The 18874-nt window shown below is 42.6% G+C and carries 16 protein-coding genes; 12 read left to right on the forward strand and 4 right to left on the reverse strand.

Going from position 1 to position 18874, the window contains the following annotated elements; translation table 11 throughout:
• Nucleotides 1-5 precede the first annotated feature (5 nt).
• The 7 genes from bamB to AAGA51_RS03325 all read left to right on the forward strand — a co-directional run bounded on the left by bamB (nt 6) and on the right by AAGA51_RS03325 (nt 6658).
• Nucleotides 6-1166 (forward strand): outer membrane protein assembly factor BamB, encoded by a 1161-nt coding sequence (bamB, locus tag AAGA51_RS03295; protein ID WP_042489680.1) that lies wholly within the window; start codon nt 6-8, stop codon nt 1164-1166.
• Nucleotides 1167-1480: 314 nt separating this feature from the next.
• Nucleotides 1481-2965, forward strand: coding sequence for a ribosome biogenesis GTPase Der (gene der, locus AAGA51_RS03300; protein WP_042489682.1), 1485 nt, complete (start codon nt 1481-1483; stop codon nt 2963-2965).
• A gap of 103 nt (nt 2966-3068) precedes the next feature.
• On the forward strand, nt 3069-3971 hold the full coding sequence (locus AAGA51_RS03305; RefSeq protein WP_042489684.1) for a metal-dependent hydrolase: 903 nt from the start codon (nt 3069-3071) through the stop codon (nt 3969-3971).
• 227 nt (nt 3972-4198) lie between these two features.
• Complete coding sequence (locus AAGA51_RS03310; RefSeq protein ID WP_042489686.1) at nt 4199-4420, forward strand: zinc ribbon domain-containing protein; 222 nt, start codon at nt 4199-4201, stop codon at nt 4418-4420.
• A 157-nt stretch (nt 4421-4577) separates the two neighbouring features.
• Nucleotides 4578-5798 (forward strand): diguanylate cyclase domain-containing protein, encoded by a 1221-nt coding sequence (locus AAGA51_RS03315; RefSeq protein ID WP_081878778.1) that lies wholly within the window; start codon nt 4578-4580, stop codon nt 5796-5798.
• A gap of 57 nt (nt 5799-5855) precedes the next feature.
• A complete protein-coding gene (locus tag AAGA51_RS03320) occupies nt 5856-6413 on the forward strand; it encodes an EAL domain-containing protein (RefSeq protein WP_052404633.1) in 558 nt (185 codons plus the stop codon).
• Nucleotides 6410-6658: an EAL domain-containing protein gene (locus tag AAGA51_RS03325; protein WP_052404634.1), complete on the forward strand. Its 249-nt coding sequence runs from the start codon at nt 6410-6412 to the stop codon at nt 6656-6658. Before AAGA51_RS03320 ends, AAGA51_RS03325 begins: the two co-directional genes overlap by 4 nt.
• Nucleotides 6659-6742: 84 nt before the next feature.
• On the opposite strand, the gene xseA is transcribed toward AAGA51_RS03325, so the two are convergent.
• The gene (gene xseA / locus AAGA51_RS03330; protein WP_042489690.1) at nt 6743-8074 is read right to left on the reverse strand and encodes an exodeoxyribonuclease VII large subunit; all 1332 of its coding nucleotides are present in this window, start codon (nt 8072-8074) and stop codon (nt 6743-6745) included.
• Nucleotides 8075-8304: 230 nt separating this feature from the next.
• Here xseA and guaB point away from each other — a divergent pair, with 230 nt between their 5' ends.
• The 4 genes from guaB to AAGA51_RS03350 all read left to right on the forward strand — a co-directional run bounded on the left by guaB (nt 8305) and on the right by AAGA51_RS03350 (nt 13584).
• Nucleotides 8305-9768, forward strand: coding sequence for an IMP dehydrogenase (gene guaB, locus AAGA51_RS03335; protein ID WP_042489692.1), 1464 nt, complete (start codon nt 8305-8307; stop codon nt 9766-9768).
• A 172-nt stretch (nt 9769-9940) separates the two neighbouring features.
• Complete coding sequence (gene guaA / locus AAGA51_RS03340; protein WP_042489694.1) at nt 9941-11494, forward strand: glutamine-hydrolyzing GMP synthase; 1554 nt, start codon at nt 9941-9943, stop codon at nt 11492-11494.
• A 315-nt stretch (nt 11495-11809) separates the two neighbouring features.
• Nucleotides 11810-12415 (forward strand): acetate uptake transporter, encoded by a 606-nt coding sequence (locus tag AAGA51_RS03345; protein WP_042489695.1) that lies wholly within the window; start codon nt 11810-11812, stop codon nt 12413-12415.
• Between the two features lie 224 nt (nt 12416-12639).
• On the forward strand, nt 12640-13584 hold the full coding sequence (locus AAGA51_RS03350) for a bile acid:sodium symporter family protein (RefSeq protein WP_042489697.1): 945 nt from the start codon (nt 12640-12642) through the stop codon (nt 13582-13584).
• A 64-nt stretch (nt 13585-13648) separates the two neighbouring features.
• On the opposite strand, the gene AAGA51_RS03355 is transcribed toward AAGA51_RS03350, so the two are convergent.
• Nucleotides 13649-15214 (reverse strand): alanine/glycine:cation symporter family protein, encoded by a 1566-nt coding sequence (locus AAGA51_RS03355; RefSeq protein WP_042489699.1) that lies wholly within the window; start codon nt 15212-15214, stop codon nt 13649-13651.
• A gap of 341 nt (nt 15215-15555) precedes the next feature.
• Entirely contained in the window at nt 15556-16812 is a 1257-nt protein-coding gene (locus tag AAGA51_RS03360) for a D-amino acid dehydrogenase (protein ID WP_042489702.1), read from the reverse strand.
• Nucleotides 16813-16914: 102 nt separating this feature from the next.
• Here AAGA51_RS03360 and AAGA51_RS03365 point away from each other — a divergent pair, with 102 nt between their 5' ends.
• Complete coding sequence (locus tag AAGA51_RS03365) at nt 16915-17808, forward strand: LysR substrate-binding domain-containing protein (RefSeq protein WP_042489704.1); 894 nt, start codon at nt 16915-16917, stop codon at nt 17806-17808.
• A gap of 6 nt (nt 17809-17814) precedes the next feature.
• On the opposite strand, the gene AAGA51_RS03370 is transcribed toward AAGA51_RS03365, so the two are convergent.
• Nucleotides 17815-18870, reverse strand: coding sequence for a sensor domain-containing diguanylate cyclase (locus AAGA51_RS03370; RefSeq protein WP_042489706.1), 1056 nt, complete (start codon nt 18868-18870; stop codon nt 17815-17817).
• Between the last annotated feature and the right edge of the window lie 4 nt (nt 18871-18874).

An 18874-nucleotide genomic window follows, 5' to 3' on the forward strand; every position in this document is an offset into this window, starting at 1 on the left:
AGTTGATGAAAAAGATGTTCAACAAAGTGCTTCTGTCCTCAGCTGTGTTAGCTCTGCTAGCCGGCTGTGCCAGCGAAGAAGAAAACGTTGTGATGGCACCTGTGCCAGTGGTGAAAAGTGAATTTACGCCTCAGTCACTGTGGAGTACTTCTATCGGTGATGGCGTTGGTCATTACTTTTCTAAGCTGTCACCTGATTTTGCTTACGGCAAAGTTTTCGTTGCAAGCCGTGACGGTATTGTAAAAGCGCTTGATCCTGAAAATGGCAAAGAGATCTGGAAAGTCGATCTGGAAGAAGATGTTTCTGCTCGTCTTTCCGGCGGTATCGTTGCTGCGTATGGCCAAATCTACATTGGCAGTGAAAACGGTGTTGTTATTGCTTTAAATGCTGAGACTGGTGAAGAGTCTTGGAAAGTGAAAGTCGAAGGTGAAGTGTTAGCTTCCCCTGTAGCAGACAATAACCTTGTTATCCTCAATACCAGTCGTGGTGCGTTAGTCGCATTAGATCAGGCGACCGGTAGCCAGAAATGGACAATCAGTACTGAAGTACCGAACTTAACGCTACGTGGTGAAAGCCAACCAGCCGCTGTTTCTGGTGGTGTGTTCTGGGGTACGCCAAGTGGTCGTCTGGCTGCTGCAATTTCTGCTCGTGGTCAGCTTATTTGGCAACAACCAGTAGGCCAACCGAAAGGTGCGACTGAAATTGACCGTTTAGTGGATGTCGATGCGTCTCCTGTGATCATCGGTGGAACGCTTTACACGATTGGTTTCAACGGTCAGTTAATTGCAGTTGATCTGCGTTCTGGTAATCCTATCTGGAAACGTAATTACTCATCAGCAACCGATATGGCTACTGATGGCGGCCGTCTATTCCTAGTGACGGATAAAGATCACTTAGTTGCGGTTGATTCGCGCAGTGGTACTGAGCTATGGAGCAACGACCAGTTAGAGCACCGTTTGCTGACCGCACCAAAAGTGATTGAAGGCTACGTAGTTGTTGGTGACAGCGAAGGTTATCTGCACTGGATTGATCGTAGCTCTGGTGAGTTTGTTGCTCAGCAGTTGATTGACGATAGCGGTTTTGCTGTTGGTCCAATGGTGATTGATGGCGGTTATGTTCTGGTTACTCGCGATGGCGATGTAAAGAAACTGACGATCAAAAAGTAAATTGTGATATCATTCACAAACGGCTCCTAGCTGGAAACAGTTAGGAGCCGTTTTATTGAAATAAATAATGTGGTTATAGGTAATACTTATATATAACCTTCCTACTTGAAGCTGCAGCGGTGTTGACTACGTTCGTTCACCCCAATCACGCATGGTAATTTGTGGTCATGGGGATTCACTCACTTGCCGCCTACCTGCAACTCCAAGTAGTTTGGGTATAATTCGCGTAGGCGGATATATTGGTATAAAGCTGATTGGTTGTTTTCTCAGTCATTACCTATAACTACATATGATTAATAATTGTAGAGGTTGTTATGATACCTGTTGTTGCTCTTGTTGGGCGTCCTAACGTAGGTAAATCGACACTGTTTAACCGATTAACGCGTACGCGCGATGCTTTGGTTGCAGATTTCCCTGGCTTAACTCGTGACCGTAAATACGGCCAAGCAAAGCTAGGTGAGCACGAATTTATTGTTATTGATACTGGCGGTATTGATGGCAGTGAAGAAGGTGTTGAAACTAAAATGGCTGAACAGTCGCTAGCTGCGATTGAAGAGGCAGATGTTGTGCTGTTTATGGTAGATGGCCGCGCTGGTCTTACCGTATCAGATGAAGCGATTGCACAGCATCTTCGTCGTATTGAAAAGAACAGCATTTTGGTTGTAAACAAAGTGGATGGTATTGACGCAGACGCAGCGAGTGCTGAGTTCTGGCAACTTGGTATGGAAAACATGTACCAAATCGCTGCAGCTCACGGCCGTGGCGTTGGTGCTTTAATTGACCGTGCGTTGAACCCTATTGCGGAAGAGATGCAGGCTCAAGATGCACTTCTGGAAGATCTGACTGATATTGAAGATTCAGAAGAAGAGCAGCTAGAGTATACCGAAGAAGAAGCGGAAGCAGCGTATAAGCGTCTACAAGATCAGCCAATTAAACTGGCTATCATTGGTCGTCCAAACGTAGGTAAGTCAACGCTGACTAACCGTATTTTGGGCGAAGAACGTGTCGTGGTTTACGATATGCCGGGCACCACGCGTGATTCTATCTACATCCCGATGAAGCGTGATGAGCGTGAATACGTGCTGATTGATACCGCAGGTGTTCGTCGCCGTAAACGCGTTAACGAAACGGTTGAGAAATTCTCAGTAGTTAAAACGTTGAAAGCTATTGAAGATGCCAACGTTGTATTACTGGTTATTGATGCTCGTGAAAACATTTCTGATCAAGACTTAAGCTTATTAGGTTTTGCTCTTAACGCTGGTCGTTCAATTGTTATCGCCGTCAATAAGTGGGATGGCTTAAACACCGATGTTAAAGAACACGTTAAGAAAGAGCTGGATCGTCGTTTAGGCTTCGTTGACTTCGCTCGTATTCACTTTATTTCTGCGTTACATGGCACAGGTGTTGGACACTTGTTTGAATCTGTTCAAGAGGCATACAAGTCTGCGACAACTCGTGTTGGTACATCGGTTCTGACTCGAATCATGAAGATGGCGACTGAAGATCACCAACCGCCGATGGTTCGTAGCCGCCGAGTGAAGCTCAAGTACGCGCATGCTGGTGGTTATAACCCACCAATCGTAGTTGTGCACGGTAACCTTGTTAAAGAGCTACCAGACTCTTACAAGCGTTATCTGATGAACTACTTCCGTAAGTCACTGGATATCATGGGTACACCGATTCGTATTCAGTTCCAGAACAGCGAAAACCCATTTGAAGGTAAAACTAACAAAATGACGTTATCGCAAGAGCGCAAACGCAAGCGCTTGATGACCATGATGAAAGGTCGCAGAAAATAACGCTTTTTAAGAGCCCAAGCATTGCTTGGGCTTTTTTCTGTTATCTGTAAACCTCTGCTTTTTGCAGAGGAGATTGCTAATCATAACCGTCCGATAATTTGATATGTCATATACACCTACTCAAGTCACTTTTACACAATCCATTTATCAGCTCTCAAGCGAGGTACAGTTTGTTAGAGTTAGCGAAGAAGCACTTTATATTGTGACCTCCCAGACTCCTTTTCATCCTGTGAGCCATATTTGGCCTGATCATCCAGCCGATCGAGGAACACTCGCTATCGGAGAGCGTATCTATACAGTTGAGCACTGCCTTGTAGGGGCGATTAATCAGGCCGAGCATCAGTTGTTGGTCGGTAAAGAGATTCCCGTAAAACGAGATGAACCCGGTTGGGTGTTCGTTGTCGTGCATCAAATCAAGGCAGAAGAAAATACTGTCAAAGTTCATGATGTAGTGAGTTTAACTGTTGACGATATTTATCAGAACCAGCTTAGCCGTGGTCATAGCGCAGGTCACTTAGCTTACTTAGCGTTAAATAAAGTGTTAGCGGCTGGATATTGGCGTAAAGATGCAGACAGGAAAGACCCTCACGGCCACAATGATTTTAATAGTTATGCGCAAGTGACGAGCTTTGTCACAGAAGATCGCTGTGTAGACACGTATCGTCTAGGGAAAACATTGCGTAAGCGTGGTTTGAATAGCGCAGATATGCTAGAAAACTTAGCTAAGATTGAAGAGCAGGTAAATGTGCAGCTTGCGTCTTGGTTAACACTGGGATCAAAAATCGAGATCACCAGACAAGGCGAGAACCTGACGGATTCACGCTACTGGCAGTGTGATTTGCAGGAAGGTGAAATAGCGATAATCCCTTGCGGTGGAACGCATTGTGATTCATTGAATAGCTTCAAAGAGATACAAGTGAAGCTAGTACAACGTGACAGTGAACATATCGAAATGCATACGCATGTAACTCATCAATTGGAAAATAATCCTTTTGTTAAGTTCTGATTTGTTGAGGTTTTAAAGTTATAAGTAGATTATTAATCTGTTTAAAATCCAAATGCAGAATATGTAACTTATGCTTTCGGTGTGTGGTTATATAAATGTTCTTTTAAGGGTAGATCGCTGAACAAAGCAGATAAAGCGGAAGATCGGATTGAGATCTCTTTAACGATCTTTAATATGTAAGCAGGCGTTTAAACCAAAGATTTCGAATTAGAAGTTGGAGTAGTGTAATGGAAAACTTGTGTCCTCAATGTGACAAAGAGCTTGTGTGGGACGGACAGTACCACTGTTCATCATGTGAGAGTCATTTTAAAAAGGTTGGATTTTGTCCCGACTGCGAAGCCGAACTAGAGAAACTGCAAGCATGTGGAGCTGCCAACTATTTTTGTAATACTTGTAATGAGCTGAAGTCAAAATCGCATATTCGTTTTGAGTTTCAAAAAGTTGACTAATCGGTTTATTTAAGTTCTTTTCAATATTAAATCTCACTCAATGACTGAGTGAGATTTACCCTACAGTTATATCAGTCCTCGATATCTATTCTATTCGCTTTTCATCTGTATCATTTGTTAGCTGGGAATCCACATATGAAGTTGGATAAACACTGAAATGAAACGGAAAGAACTCGCGAAAATGACCGACAAAGTGTTGCAGCGATATTTACTTTGGCTGCCAAGCATACTTATGGTGTGTGCCATTGGTACGTCTTTTATAAATCAGCAGTTATTTTCAAATAACTTAATCGCTTCGGTCATCACTAGTGTCGAAGAACAATACATTGCCATGAGAAAAGCGGAAGTTGTTGAACGAGTTGATACAACAATCAAAATGTTGGATGTCATTCGCCAAAGTAACGGTCTCGCTGACGGTGATATTATTCCGACGGGGCTTTTCAATAAGACAATGAACTCTTTCCAGTTGTTAAACGAAAATAATGACGGCTATATTTTTGTTATCAACAAGAACAAAAAGTTCGTAGTACACCGAAATTCAGACAATTTATTTAGAGACGATATCGACGATAAAGTTGTTCACTATATTTATCAAAGCGCTATTAATGGCGCGTCTTGGGTTGAATATAGCGATAAAGCCTTTAATAACCGTAAGAGTGATGCTGAAGCACAAAAGATCACACATATTCGTTATGTTGAGGATTGGGACGTTGTTTTAGGTAGTGGTGAGCTTTTACACGATATTAAAAACTATTCCGAGTCTGAAGCTAAACTGGTGACGGATTTAGTCCTAGATGAGAAGTCCAATCAAAACTTATTCCATATTCTGGTTTTCATAATCTTCGCTGGCATCATTTATTACTTAAAAAATATTACATCCCAAAAGTTGTACGAATATAAATCGGCGATCGAAGAAAAACTTATCCAAATTGAAGAGAAAGACAATGAAATTGCTTTCCGCTCTCTTTATAACGATGTAACTGGTTTGCCGAATAGAAAGGCCACGTCCGATTATATTGATAATCTATGTCTGCAAGAAAAAGGCGAAGAATACCAATTACAATTGATCGACATTGTCGACTTTCAGAAAGTAAATAACCAGTATGGTTTTGCCGTTGGTGACCGAATACTTCGCCAAGTAACCAGCGCTCTTGAAGAGTTAAAGGATGAAACCATGTTCATCGGGCATGTTGCGGCAGACCAATTTGCCGTGATTTGCCAAAAGTCAGTCAGTTTGTGTATCGATGTAGCAAAAGAAACAGAAACCTTTGAGAAGTTTGATATCTGCGGTGAAATGATCTCACTACGTGTCCGTAATGCAGTCGTGAACTTCAAGAACAGAAATATTTTGGGTTCGATCATTGTTCGTAACGGTTAGCTGGCCATGAAGTATGCGAAGGCAAATAATTTATTTCACGTAAACTATTCTTCGTTTATGTCTAAGAGTTCAGAGCGTCATTTTAAGATCTCGAACCTTCTTGATTTCGCTATCGAAAACAAAGAATTCTATGTTCACTACCAGCCGCAAGTAAGTACATTGAACGTTAAGATAATTGGCGTAGAGGCTTTAGTTCGTTGGGATAACGTTGAGCTAGGTCGAGTTGCGCCGTTGGATTTTATTCCTATCGCAGAGAAGAAAGGAACCATTGGTAAGATCAGTGATCTGGTATTGACTCAAGCTTGTAATGACATTCAATCAGTTAGCCCGAATGGTGAAGAAGCATTGACTCTTTCAGTCAACATTTCTCCTAACCAGCTTATGAGCAAAAGGTTCGTTGAAAATACTATTGAGATCATTGAATCGACAGGTATTGATCCAAGTCGTATTGTGTTTGAAATCACGGAAGGTACATTCTTAAACGATATTCCAGGCACAGTTGCGGTTATTGAACAACTAAAAGCCGTAGGTATTAAGTTCTCAATTGATGATTTTGGTACCGGTTACTCATCTCTAAGCTATTTATCTAAGTTACCCGTTGCGTTGATGAAGTGAAAATTGATAAGAGCTTTATCAATGATTTAGTCGAAGATGAAGATGCTTACAACTTAGTGAAAAGTATCTTGGCGGTTGCGAACATCAAGCAGCTTACCATTGTGGCAGAGGGGGTTGAAACCAAAGAGCAGTCGCAAATTCTTGGTGACCTTGCTTGCCACTTACTGCAAGGTTATTACTTCTCTCGCCCAGTCGATGTAGAAAATCTGACCAAGAAAATAAAAGATAATTTAAAGGTTGAGTAAGACCCGAGTTGTGTTGGGATTCCACTGTGATATTTGCCACTGATAGCCTCAGTGGCTTTTTTATAACAGGATAACGAGATGAGCCTATTTTACGATTGAGCGAATCTCGCCCTCTTTGAGACGAGTTACGATTAGATCACCTTGCTTAACATCATTGGCATCATGGATAACGTCACCTTGAGCATTTTGAGTGATTGAATAGCCGCGCGACAATGTCGCCAACGGACTAACCGCGTTCATTTTATCTGTCAGGCGAGTAAACGTGTGGCGAGAAGAGACAAGATATCGCTTCATGGCATCATTCAGTTCTTTTTGTTTACTGGTTAACAAATATTGTTGATTGCGCAGTATCTTTTCCGGTGACAGCAACTGAAGCTGATGTTTCTGTTTATCGAGATGTTGTTGTGTTTTGTTGATTTGAGCTTGAATCGCACGCTCTAAACGCATGCTGTATTCATCTAACTGTTGCTGCTGGCGTTGTAAACGATTGGCTGGATGCTGTCGGTCTAAACGATGTTGCAGCTGTTTCAACTCCACTTTCTGCTGAGCAAAATAGTGGCGCATAGCGCTGGCTATCTTGTGACGATAGGTTTGAAACGCTTGCTTCTTATGCGTGTTGTCTCTACTGACCAGTTCAGCAGCCGCTGATGGTGTTGGTGCTCGAACATCGGCGACGAAATCGGCAATAGTGACATCAATTTCATGTCCAACTGCACTGATAATCGGGATCTGACTGGCTGCAATAGTACGGGCAACGATTTCGTTGTTAAAGCACCATAAATCTTCCAATGAGCCACCGCCACGACCTACGATCAACACATCGCATTCCGCTCGGGAGTTCGCACACCCAATCGCTTGAGCTATTTGAATCGCAGCCTCTTCTCCCTGAACCAGAGTAGGGTAGATGATCACAGGTAAACTCGGATCTCGGCGTTTAAGTACTTGAAGAATGTCGTGCAGAGCAGCACCGGTTTTCGATGTGATGACACCCACGCATCTTGGATGTTCAGGAAGGCTTTGCTTTAAGGTATGAGCGAACAAGCCTTCAGAAGCCAACTTCATTTTTAGTTGGTCGAATTCCTGTTGTAAGCGGCCATCACCTTCAGGCTGCATACTTTCAATGATGATTTGATAATCACCACGCGGTTCATACAGGGATAATCGTGCTTTCACCAATACTTGCTGACCATTCTTCGGCTTAAAGTTCACAAAGCGATTACTGCCTTTGAACATGGCGCATTTTACTTGGGCACGAGAGTCTTTAAGCGTGAGATACCAGTGACCAGAAACAGGAGCTGAGAAATTGGAAATTTCACCAATTAACCAAACGATGCCCATTTCATTTTCTAGTAATAATCGGACTTCAGCATTAAGACGAGAAACGGTGTAGATGTTTGGATTGGTATTGGAAGGCACTAATTTTTCAACCAGACGTGAGTATGGAAATTAGCGGCAATATAATACATAGCAAGGGGCGGAATGCAAATTAAAATGAAAAAAATGTGTAGCCAAGCGATTGCGTCGGGCGTATAATCCGTCCGCAATATCTAATCCAAATGTAAATTTTCGGGATGGTTAAACATTCTATACGAAAAGGGCATTTGGATTGTTTTTATATTTACCCTCTAAATTGTGAGATATTGCAAATGCTTAGAATTGCCAAAGAAGCGCTGACATTCGACGATGTTCTACTCGTACCAGCACACTCCACCGTTCTCCCAAACACTGCCGATCTACATACGCAGCTAACTAAAAATATTACTCTAAATATTCCAATGATTTCTGCGTCTATGGACACAGTGACAGAGGCTCGTTTAGCTATCGCTCTTGCACAAGAAGGCGGTATTGGCTTTATTCATAAGAATATGTCAATCGAGCAGCAAGCAGCTGAAGTTCGTAAAGTTAAGAAATTCGAAGCTGGTGTTGTTGTTGACCCTGTCACAGTAAACCCAGAAGCGACGATTGCAGATGTTATTGAACTGACAGAAAAGCACGGCTTCGCTGGCTTCCCAGTGGTAACGGATAACAACGAACTTGTTGGTATCATTACTGGCCGTGATGTTCGTTTTGTTACTGATTTAACAAAAGAAGTTGGTTCTGTAATGACACCTAAAGAGCGTCTTGCAGCAGTGAAAGAAGGCGCAACCCGCGCTGAAGTTCAAGAAAAAATGCACGAAGCTCGTGTTGAGAAAGTACTGGTTGTGAACGATGAGTTCCAGCTAACCGGTATGATCACCGCAAAAGATTTCCATAAAGCAGAACGTAAACCAAACGCATGTAAAGATGCTCGTGGTCGCCTACGTGTAGGTGCTGCAGTTGGTGCTGGCGCTGGTAACGAAGAGCGCGTAGCAGCTCTTGTTGAAGCGGGTGTTGACGTTCTACTTATCGACTCTTCACACGGCCACTCTGAAGGTGTTCTAAACCGCATTCGTGAAACTCGCGCAGCTTACCCAGATTTAGACATCATTGGTGGTAACGTAGCGACTGGTGCTGGAGCTAAAGCACTTATCGATGCTGGTGTTAGTGCTGTGAAAGTGGGTATCGGCCCCGGTTCTATCTGTACTACTCGTATCGTAACGGGCGTAGGTGTTCCTCAAATTACAGCAATTTCAGATGCTGCTGCAGTAGCAAATGAATACGGCATTCCAGTTATTGCTGATGGTGGTATCCGTTTCTCTGGTGACATCTGTAAAGCAATCGCGGCTGGCGCATCTTGTGTAATGGTTGGTTCAATGTTCGCTGGTACTGAAGAAGCACCGGGTGAAATCATTCTATACAATGGTCGTTCTTACAAGTCATACCGCGGTATGGGTTCTTTGGGCGCTATGTCTCAAGGTTCTTCAGATCGTTACTTCCAGTCTGATAACGCTGCTGACAAGCTCGTTCCTGAAGGTATCGAAGGCCGTATCGCATACAAAGGTCGTCTGAAAGAGATCGTTCATCAACAGATGGGTGGTTTACGTTCAAGCATGGGTCTAACTGGTTCAGCTACTATTGAAGACATGCGTACTAAAGCAGAATTCGTACGAATTTCTGGTGCTGGTATGGCAGAGTCTCATGTACACGACGTTCAAATCACTAAAGAAGCACCAAACTATCGTATGGGTTAAGAGCCGCGTCTAGATTAATAGACGGTTTAGCTCAATAAACGTTTGATCGTAACGGCGAGTTTCTTAGCGGAATATGTACCTTACGTAAACGTTTGCTTTTTTACTTGATGACTTATAGAGAGGCGAGTAGACTCGCCTCCGATTCTCCATTTAGCTGATAAGATTGCTCAATATGACAAAGAACATTCATGATCAACGAATTCTGATCCTAGACTTCGGTTCTCAATACACTCAACTTGTCGCGCGTCGCGTACGTGAAATCGGTGTTTACTGTGAACTGTGGAGCTGGGACGTAGAAGAAGCGGACATTCGCGAATTCAACCCTGATGGCATTATCCTTTCTGGTGGTCCAGAAAGTGTAACTGAACAAAACTCTCCTCGCGCACCTCAATATGTATTTGATTCTGGCGTTCCAGTTCTGGGTGTATGTTACGGCATGCAAACCATGGCAGAACAGCTAGGCGGTCGCGTAGCAAGTTCAGAAGAACGTGAGTTCGGTTACGCACAAGTTAAAGTGTCTGGTGAATCAGCACTATTCAAAGATCTTGCTGAAATCCAAGATGTTTGGATGAGCCACGGTGACAAAGTTGTTGAAATTCCAGCTGACTTCGTAAAAGTAGGTGAAACAGACACTTGTCCTTACGCGGCAATGGCTAATGAAGAGAAGAAATACTACGGTGTTCAGTTCCACCCAGAAGTAACGCACACAAAACAAGGTCTGCAAATGCTAGAGAACTTTGTTCTTGGCGTATGTGCCTGTGAGCGTTTATGGACGTCTGAATCAATCATTGAAGACGCAGTAGCACGTATCAAAGAGCAAGTGGGTGACGATGAAGTTATCCTTGGCTTGTCTGGTGGTGTGGATTCTTCTGTGGTTGCAATGCTTGTTCACCGTGCAATCGGCGACAAATTGACTTGTGTATTCGTAGACAACGGCTTACTTCGTCTTAATGAAGGTGAGCAAGTGATGGAAATGTTTGGCGATAAATTCGGCCTGAACATCATCAAAGTGGATGCGGAAGAGCGTTTCTTGAATGCTCTGGAAGGTAAGTCTGATCCAGAAGAGAAACGTAAGACAATTGGTCACGTGTTTGTTGACGTATTCGATGAAGAGTCGAAGAAGTTGAAAAATGCAAAATGGTTGGCTCAAGGCACTATCTACCCAGATGTGATTGAATCAGCAGCATCTAAGACAGGTAAAGCTCACGTAATCAAATCTCACCATAACGTTGGCGGTTTGCCAGACGATATGGAAATGGGCTTGGTTGAGCCACTACGTGAACTGTTCAAAGATGAAGTACGTAAGATCGGTCTGGAACTTGGTCTTCCATACAACATGCTTTTCCGTCATCCATTCCCTGGTCCTGGTCTAGGTGTTCGCGTTCTTGGTGAAATCAAGAAAGAATACTGTGACTTACTTCGTCGTGCGGATGCTATCTTCATTGAAGAACTACATGCAGCGGATCTATACAACAAAGTGTCTCAAGCATTTACGGTATTCCTACCAGTACGCTCAGTAGGCGTAATGGGTGATGGTCGTAAATATGACTGGGTTGTATCGCTACGTGCAGTAGAAACTATCGACTTCATGACTGCGCATTGGGCTCACCTACCTTATGATTTCCTAGGTAAAGTGTCTAACCGCATCATCAACGAAGTGAATGGCATTTCACGCGTGGTTTACGACATTTCTGGTAAACCGCCTGCGACAATCGAGTGGGAATAATATTCGATTAGCTCTACTGCTAAGCCCCAGATAACCTCTGGGGCTTTCTTTTTTCAGTTAGAAAATATGTCCGAGCTATTGTAAAGCTCAAACATTAAGCAATTGTCCTACTGTGGGCATTTTGCTTGTGTTTTAATTCTATGTTTTTTATAGGGTTATTTTATTTCTGTACAGTGAAGTTAGCTTTTGGTTTCTTGCAACTCAATAACTATAAAAATGAAATCTAAGTTTTTGCAAATGAAGTCTTTATTTTATCTAGCTGTCCATTAAAATCCGCGCGTAAATTTTATCCACTTTTTTTAAGGTACATGAGTAATGTCTACTAAATTAGCTAACCCAGCACCACTTGGTCTAATGGGTTTCGGTATGACTACAATTCTGCTTAACATCCATAACGCAGGCTTCTTCCCACTAGATTCTATGATTCTTGCTATGGGTATTTTCTACGGCGGTTTAGGTCAAGTTATTGTAGGCATTATGTGCTACAACCGTGGTGATACTTTCGGTACAACAGCCTTCACTTCTTACGGTCTATTCTGGTTAACTCTTGTTGGCTTAATCGTTATGCCAAAAATGGGTCTGCCTGCTAGCCCTGAGCACTTCATGGGTTGGTACCTAGGTCTTTGGGGTATTTTCACTGGTTTCATGTTCATTGGTTCTCGCTGCTACCCAGTTGCAAAACAAGTAGTATTCGGTTCACTGACTATCCTATTTGCTCTACTAGCACTACGTGATTTCACTGGTAGCGAGCTAATCGGCACTATCGCTGGTTTCGAAGGTATCTTCTGTGGCGCAAGCGCTATCTACTTCGCAATGGCTCAAGTTCTTAATGCTGAATACGGTCGTGAAGTGCTACCAGTTGGTAAACCAGCTTTCGTTAAAGAAGAAGTTAAAGTTGAACTGAAAGAAGTTGCAGCTTAATTAACTTTTGATTTATAGAAAGGTCGACCTATGGTCGGCCTTTTTTTGTGTGTAAATTCTAATCCACAGTAAATGTCTGGTTGTTTTATATTCAAAGAGTGGAGTAACGTATTCCTGATACTAGCGCTATGGGCCTAGCTATCCCTTATCCCATATTGTCATTTCAACGGGAGTGGCAAGTCAGTTGGTAAGGCTTATAAATATAAAATTAAACAGGAATGTATATGTTAAGGATTATCACGCAACTATTCCCTCTATGGGCAATATTGTTCTCTCTTTGTGCTTATTTTGTACCTAGCTTATTCGTTGAGCACAAAGGCCAAATTGTTCCACTTCTAACAATCATTATGCTGGCTATGGGGTTAACCCTAAAACCTAAAGACTTTCTCAATGTTATCCATAATAAGAAGGCGATAGGTGTTGGCTTGATTTTGCAGTTCTCCGTCATGCCAATTGCAGCTTTGCTAATTAGCTTACTGTTGGGTTTCGATCCAATGCTCACTATCGGCATGGTGTTGGTTGGCAGTGTGGCGGGTGGTACATCATCGAATGTGATGTGTTATCTGGCAAAAGGGGATGTTGCATTGTCGATAACTATGACATCAATATCCACCTTACTTGGTGTGGTACTGACACCGCTATTGGTTGAGTTATTGGCGGGTAAAGCTGTTGATGTGCCTGTCGCCGGTATGCTGATGAGTTTAGTGAAGATTGTTTTAGTACCCGTTGCTGGTGGCGTTCTGTTGAATGTCTTCTTACGATCAGTCACTGAGAAACTAGAGCCAGTATTACCACTTATTTCAATGGCGGCTATTGTCCTTATTATTGCCATTGTTGTGGCGCTGAATGCGAGTAACCTTGCGACAATCGGCCCAATCGTAGCCTTGGCCGTTATTTTACATAACGGTGTCGGTTTAGCTTCTGGCTATTGGATTTGCCGTGTACTTGGCTTTAATGAAACTGTGTGTCGCACAGTTGCGTTTGAAGTTGGTTTGCAGAATTCAGGCTTAGCGACTGCATTGGCTATGAAATTCTTCACTCCAGCTTCAGCTGTGGCAGGAACTATCTTCTCGATCTGGCATAACTTGTCAGGATCTGTGTTGGCTGGCTATTGGGCAAAATGTCCAAATACCGATGATGAAATTGTTCATGAAACAGTGAAAAGCTAAGTTGCCGTTTTCGCTGCAAATAAAAAGGGTTAGCTTAGCTAACCCTTTTTTCATGTTTCTAATTTTAGTTAGAAGATTGTTCTGCCGGAGTGCCTGAAACTTGTTCTAGTTCAGAATCTGAGTCAGCTGTTGGTGCTTTACCTGTTCTACGTTTGTATTTTTCTTCCCAGTAAGTTGCATTCTTGATGCCAAGTTTTACAGGGTTAAACAGGTAATCTTCTACGCCTTGTTTTTGTTGTTGTTCGTAGTCTTTTAACGCTGCCATTGTTGGTTTAGCCATGAAGAAAATAATTACGATACCAACAATGTTCAGCCAAGCCATCATACCTACACCAACGTCACCCATTGCCCATGCAAGGTTTGCCGTCTTCACCGTACCGTAGAATACCGCTGTAATGATCACCAGTTTTAGGAAGAACATTAGGCCGTCAACTTTGAAAGTACGACGAATGTAAGCCACGTTAGTTTCAGCGATATAGTAGTAAGCCAGAATGGTTGTAAATGCGAAGAAGAACAACGCGAATGCAACGAATGGTTTACCAACACCTGGAAGTGCACTTTCAATCGCCATCTGTGTAAATGCAGGACCGTTCGCCGCTACATCAGCTGCGATGTTCTGAACTAGGAACAGACCTTCAGCGCCACCGTGTACGTTGTAAGCACCAGTAATTAGGATCATAAATGCTGTTGCCGAACATACTAATAGTGTATCGATGTAGATAGAGAACGCTTGTACAAGACCTTGTTGAGCTGGGTGATCAACACTTGCTGCCGCTGCAGCGTGAGGACCAGTACCTTGACCTGCTTCGTTAGAGTAAACACCACGTTTCACACCCCAACCAATTGCAGCGCCGACACCAGCCATAGGTGTAAATGCGTCTCCAATGATCATGCCGAAGATTCTTGGTACTTCACCAATGTTTAGCAGAATGATAACGAACGCAGTTACCACATAAGCCAGAGCCATGAATGGCACAACAATTTGTGTGAAGTTAGCGATACGTTTCACGCCACCGAAAATAATGAATGCAAGAAGGATTGAAACAATCGTACCAGTGAGAATTTTTGCGAAACTGAATGTACCGATAGCAGTGTCAATCATTGGTCCTGAACCAAATGCAGTCTCCACGGCATTACCAATGCTGTTTGACTGGACACCCGGAAGTAGGACACCACAAGCAAAAATAGTCGCGATAGCAAAGATCCACGCGTACCATTTTTGACCCATTGCTTTTTCGATGTAGTAAGCAGGGCCACCACGGAACTCATGGTTATCTTCTTCTTTATAGATTTGCGCGAGAGTTGATTCTGCATAGGCTGTCGCGGCACCAAAGAATGCTACAACCCACATCCAGAATACCGCACCAGGACCACCAAAACCGATTGCTGCTGCTACGCCTGCAATGTTACCTGTACCTACACGACCTGACAGAGAAACTGCAAGTGCTTGGAACGAAGATATGCCCTTAGAAGAACTTTTGCCAGAAAGCAAAAGGCGCCACATCTCGAAGAAATGACGAACCTGAACGAAACGAGTTAGAACTGAATAGAAAACACCTGCGCCAAGACACAGATAAATCAGCGCCGGGCTCCAGATAATTCCATTTAGAAAATCAACAAATGACTGCATTAGTATTTTCCCTGTTGAGTGATAGTTGTGTTTGTTTTGCGTGTCAGATAATAATCTTTTGTAACAGTAATGTTAACCAAATTTTCTCTAAGACTTAATTACTGTGATTTTTCACACGAAATTCTGATTAATGAGTGAGCGGTAAGTTATAAATTCTAGATTTGGTTAAAAAGTGGTCTTTTATAAATCAGATATTACTTATATAAGAATTATGCATGCCTATATGAATAAATTTTCATTTTGAGGTTGTTTTGAAATTGCGATGTTTTGTGGTGAATAATATGTATATACATAAATAAAAAAGGGCCTGACTAGACCCTTTTTGGTGATTGATAGGATTTTTAGCTGTAATAACGAGAAACGCCTAATCCTGTCACATCAATTTTTGCATCACCATGAGTGATGATGTCTGAAAGAATTTGTCCAGATCCACACGCCATAGTCCAGCCTAAAGTGCCATGACCTGTGTTGGTGTAAAGGTTCTCTATCGGTGTAGCACCAATAATAGGAGTACCGTCTGGAGTCATCGGACGGAAGCCGGTCCAGAATTCCGCTTTACTAAAATCGCCACCTTGTGGGAACAAATCACGAACGACCATCTCAATCGTTTCTTTGCGAGCGGTCGGAATTGAAGGATCAAAACCAGCTAATTCTGCTGTGCCTGCAACGCGGATTCTGTCATCAAAGCGAGTTAATGCAACTTTGTAGGTTTCATCCATTACTGTAGAGGTAGGAGCAAGCTCTTCATTCACAATCGGTAAGGTTAATGAGTAACCTTTTACTGGGTATACAGGTACGTCTACGCCTAAAGGCTTCAACATCTGCTTAGAAAAACTACCTAAAGCAACCACATAAGCGTCCGCTTTTAACAGGCCTTTATCCGTTTGGACACCCATGATCTTTTTGCCTTCAATCTCTAGTGATTGAATTTGAGTATCGAACTTGAATTGTACGCCTTGGGATTTCGCTAGCTCCGTTAGTTGCTGACAGAAAAGGTAACAGTCACCGGTTTCATCATCAGGCAAATAGAGGCCACCAACCAGTTTATCCTGCACTGGAGTTAAGCCTGACTCTTGTTTAATACAAGAAGCCACATCCATCAGTTCAAAACGTACGCCACTTTGTTCTAATAGCTTCATATCTTTTTCGATAGAAACGAGCTGCTTTTCGGTACGGAATACTTGTAGTGTGCCTTTCTGGCGACCTTGATATTCTACGTTGTGATGCTTCTTAAGCTCTTGCAAACACTCGCGGCTATGATTCGCAATGGCCAGCATGCGAGACTTGTTGATTTGGTAACGTGCAAGTTGGCAGTTCGCCAACATCTGCGTCATCCATTGCAGCATTTGAGGATCAAGCGATGGTTTAACTTTTAAAGGTGCGTGTTTTTCAAATAACCATTTAATCGCTTTTTGAGGAATACCTGGAGCTGCCCATGGAGATGAATAGCCATATGAGATTTGCCCAGCATTTGCAAAACTGGTTTCTTCAGCACTACGTGGTTGGCGGTCTACCACAGTCACGCTATGACCTGCCTGAGACAAATACCATGCTGATGTTAAACCTACGACACCACTTCCAAGAACGATAACTTCCATTTGAAACTCCTCATTTGTTATAGCGGTAGTTTCTTTGCTTTACCTTTTGTTAACAATCGATAAAAATTATCAGCAGTGTTTAGTAAAACTATAAGCAAAGCTATGTTAAAGAGTTCTCAAGTATCAGCGTTACACACCTTCATGTTAGTGGCTCAGTATCCAAGTTTCAGTGCAGCAGCTAAGGAATTGCACATAACGACAGGCGCAATTAGTCAGCAGTTACTCCAACTGGAATCAAAAATAGGTTTTAGTCTATTTGAACGCCATTCGCGTGGAGTGAAATTAACTGAAGCAGGAGAGACACTTAGAGCTGTTGTCCAACGCAGTTTTCACGATATCGAAGAGTCGTTACATAACTTGGAGCAACGTGAGAATCGTAAAGAGATCCGCCTTAAACTCACTCCGTCGTTGGCATTCAAATGGTTGTTACCCAAACTTGAAGATTTCTATCATCAGAATCCAGATATTCAGGTGCAGCTTTTTGCGGAAGGGGCGCTGGTGGATAGTGAAAGAAAGGACTTCGATCTCGCAATAGATTACGGCCCTTTTCCTTACAACAGGAAAAACTCAGAGCTACTTATGGCGGAATCTTTGTTACCTGTAATGAGTCCGTCCTATTTAAAAGCTCACCCATGGCTTGAAGATATTAGTAACAATAAAAACTATTGGGATGAGGTGAACCTACTTCATGACGCAATGCCATGGGCAAAAGCACCAAGAGATTATGAATGGCTTTATTGGGCGTCCGAAATGGGCGTTGAGATTTCGACTCTCAAAGGGCACTTCTTTAACCGCACCGATATGGCGATGTCCGCTGCTGAAGCAGGGGTAGGGATTGCCATGGCTCGCTCAATGCTACTGCAAAATGAACTGGAAACAGGCAAGCTTATTTCACCATTCAACCCCATACCCGCAAACGCAGGGTACTTTTTGATCACCCATAACCCAAATGAAACCACTGCGACTTTTACGCAGTGGCTTAAGGGGCAAGTTTAAAGTGTATTAGTTTGATAAATGAGCGGTGGTGAAGGTATTTACTCTATTTCTTCCCATTGATTTGGCTTCATACAAAGCTTTATCTGAGCGTCTAAGCAAAGATTCAGGAGTGTCATCGCCTCGGGCGATATGAGTAACGCCTATGCTTACAGTGAAAAATATTTCATCATCATCATACTTGATCACTGTATTTGCTAGTGCATCTTTGATGGCTCTGAATAGTTTTACAGCTTCCTGTTCGCTGGTCTGGTAAAGAATAATGGCAAACTCTTCGCCGCCGATACGAGATATATGTCCTAAATGGTTCACTATATCTTCAGTGATTTTTACTACTTGTCGTAATACGTGATCACCAGCATTGTGACCATATCGATCGTTAAGCGCTTTGAAATGATCGATGTCCATTAATCCAATAAAGAATAACTTATCTTGATCATGAAACTCTCTGATTGATTGAACTATCTTTGCGGTAAATGCCCTGCGATTTGGGGCGCCGGTAAGATGATCGGTTGAAGCCAAATGCTTCAGTTCTTTGACTTGAAGATGAAGGCGAATATTTAACGCTATCCAGTTGGCTAAACATTGCAACTTAAGAGCATGGAGCTCAGTGTAATAGTTGGTTTGATTATGGGCGACATTGAGTGTACCTAAACAGATGTCACCACTGATCAAGGGAGCATCCATACAAGTCTTGAGGCCATATTGGCTTAATAGCTGGCAATCTAGCTCGTGGGACTGTTCGAGATCATCACATACAGTTAACGTTCTTTTGGAAAATACTCTTCCAACAAACGTATTAGCGATAGGAACATCATAATCGAGTGGTATCGCTTTATTACCGCTGATGGAATACAGCTTTAAGAAGTCATTACCGCTTTGCAATGTAATACTCGCTCTTTCAGCATCAAAAAGTTTATGTATCCATTGAGATACAGAATCTAGTACTTCTTGCAGCGATAGAGCTGATGACAACTCTTGTATGAACTCAACAGGGAGTTTGATCTCTTGTCCTTTTTCAAGATTCGATAGCTTAGAAGGAGGAAACTTTCTTTCAGTAGGCATTACA

The organism is Vibrio diazotrophicus (assembly GCF_038452265.1).
Lineage (GTDB): Bacteria > Pseudomonadota > Gammaproteobacteria > Enterobacterales > Vibrionaceae > Vibrio > Vibrio diazotrophicus.

Excerpts from the sequence above, each read along its gene's own strand:
- bamB (WP_042489680.1), top strand. The coding sequence starts at position 6 with ATGAAAAAGATGTTCAACAAAGTGCTTCTGTCCTCAGCTGTGTTAGCT.
- der (WP_042489682.1), top strand. The coding sequence starts at position 1,481 with ATGATACCTGTTGTTGCTCTTGTTGGGCGTCCTAACGTAGGTAAATCG.
- AAGA51_RS03305 (WP_042489684.1), top strand. The coding sequence starts at position 3,069 with ATGTCATATACACCTACTCAAGTCACTTTTACACAATCCATTTATCAG.
- AAGA51_RS03310 (WP_042489686.1), top strand. The coding sequence starts at position 4,199 with ATGGAAAACTTGTGTCCTCAATGTGACAAAGAGCTTGTGTGGGACGGA.
- AAGA51_RS03315 (WP_081878778.1), top strand. The coding sequence starts at position 4,578 with ATGAAACGGAAAGAACTCGCGAAAATGACCGACAAAGTGTTGCAGCGA.
- AAGA51_RS03320 (WP_052404633.1), top strand. The coding sequence starts at position 5,856 with ATGTCTAAGAGTTCAGAGCGTCATTTTAAGATCTCGAACCTTCTTGAT.
- guaB (WP_042489692.1), top strand. The coding sequence starts at position 8,305 with ATGCTTAGAATTGCCAAAGAAGCGCTGACATTCGACGATGTTCTACTC.
- guaA (WP_042489694.1), top strand. The coding sequence starts at position 9,941 with ATGACAAAGAACATTCATGATCAACGAATTCTGATCCTAGACTTCGGT.
- AAGA51_RS03345 (WP_042489695.1), top strand. The coding sequence starts at position 11,810 with ATGTCTACTAAATTAGCTAACCCAGCACCACTTGGTCTAATGGGTTTC.
- AAGA51_RS03350 (WP_042489697.1), top strand. The coding sequence starts at position 12,640 with ATGTTAAGGATTATCACGCAACTATTCCCTCTATGGGCAATATTGTTC.
- AAGA51_RS03355 (WP_042489699.1), bottom strand. The coding sequence starts at position 15,214 with ATGCAGTCATTTGTTGATTTTCTAAATGGAATTATCTGGAGCCCGGCG.
- AAGA51_RS03360 (WP_042489702.1), bottom strand. The coding sequence starts at position 16,812 with ATGGAAGTTATCGTTCTTGGAAGTGGTGTCGTAGGTTTAACATCAGCA.
- AAGA51_RS03365 (WP_042489704.1), top strand. The coding sequence starts at position 16,915 with ATGTTAAAGAGTTCTCAAGTATCAGCGTTACACACCTTCATGTTAGTG.
- AAGA51_RS03370 (WP_042489706.1), bottom strand. The coding sequence starts at position 18,870 with ATGCCTACTGAAAGAAAGTTTCCTCCTTCTAAGCTATCGAATCTTGAA.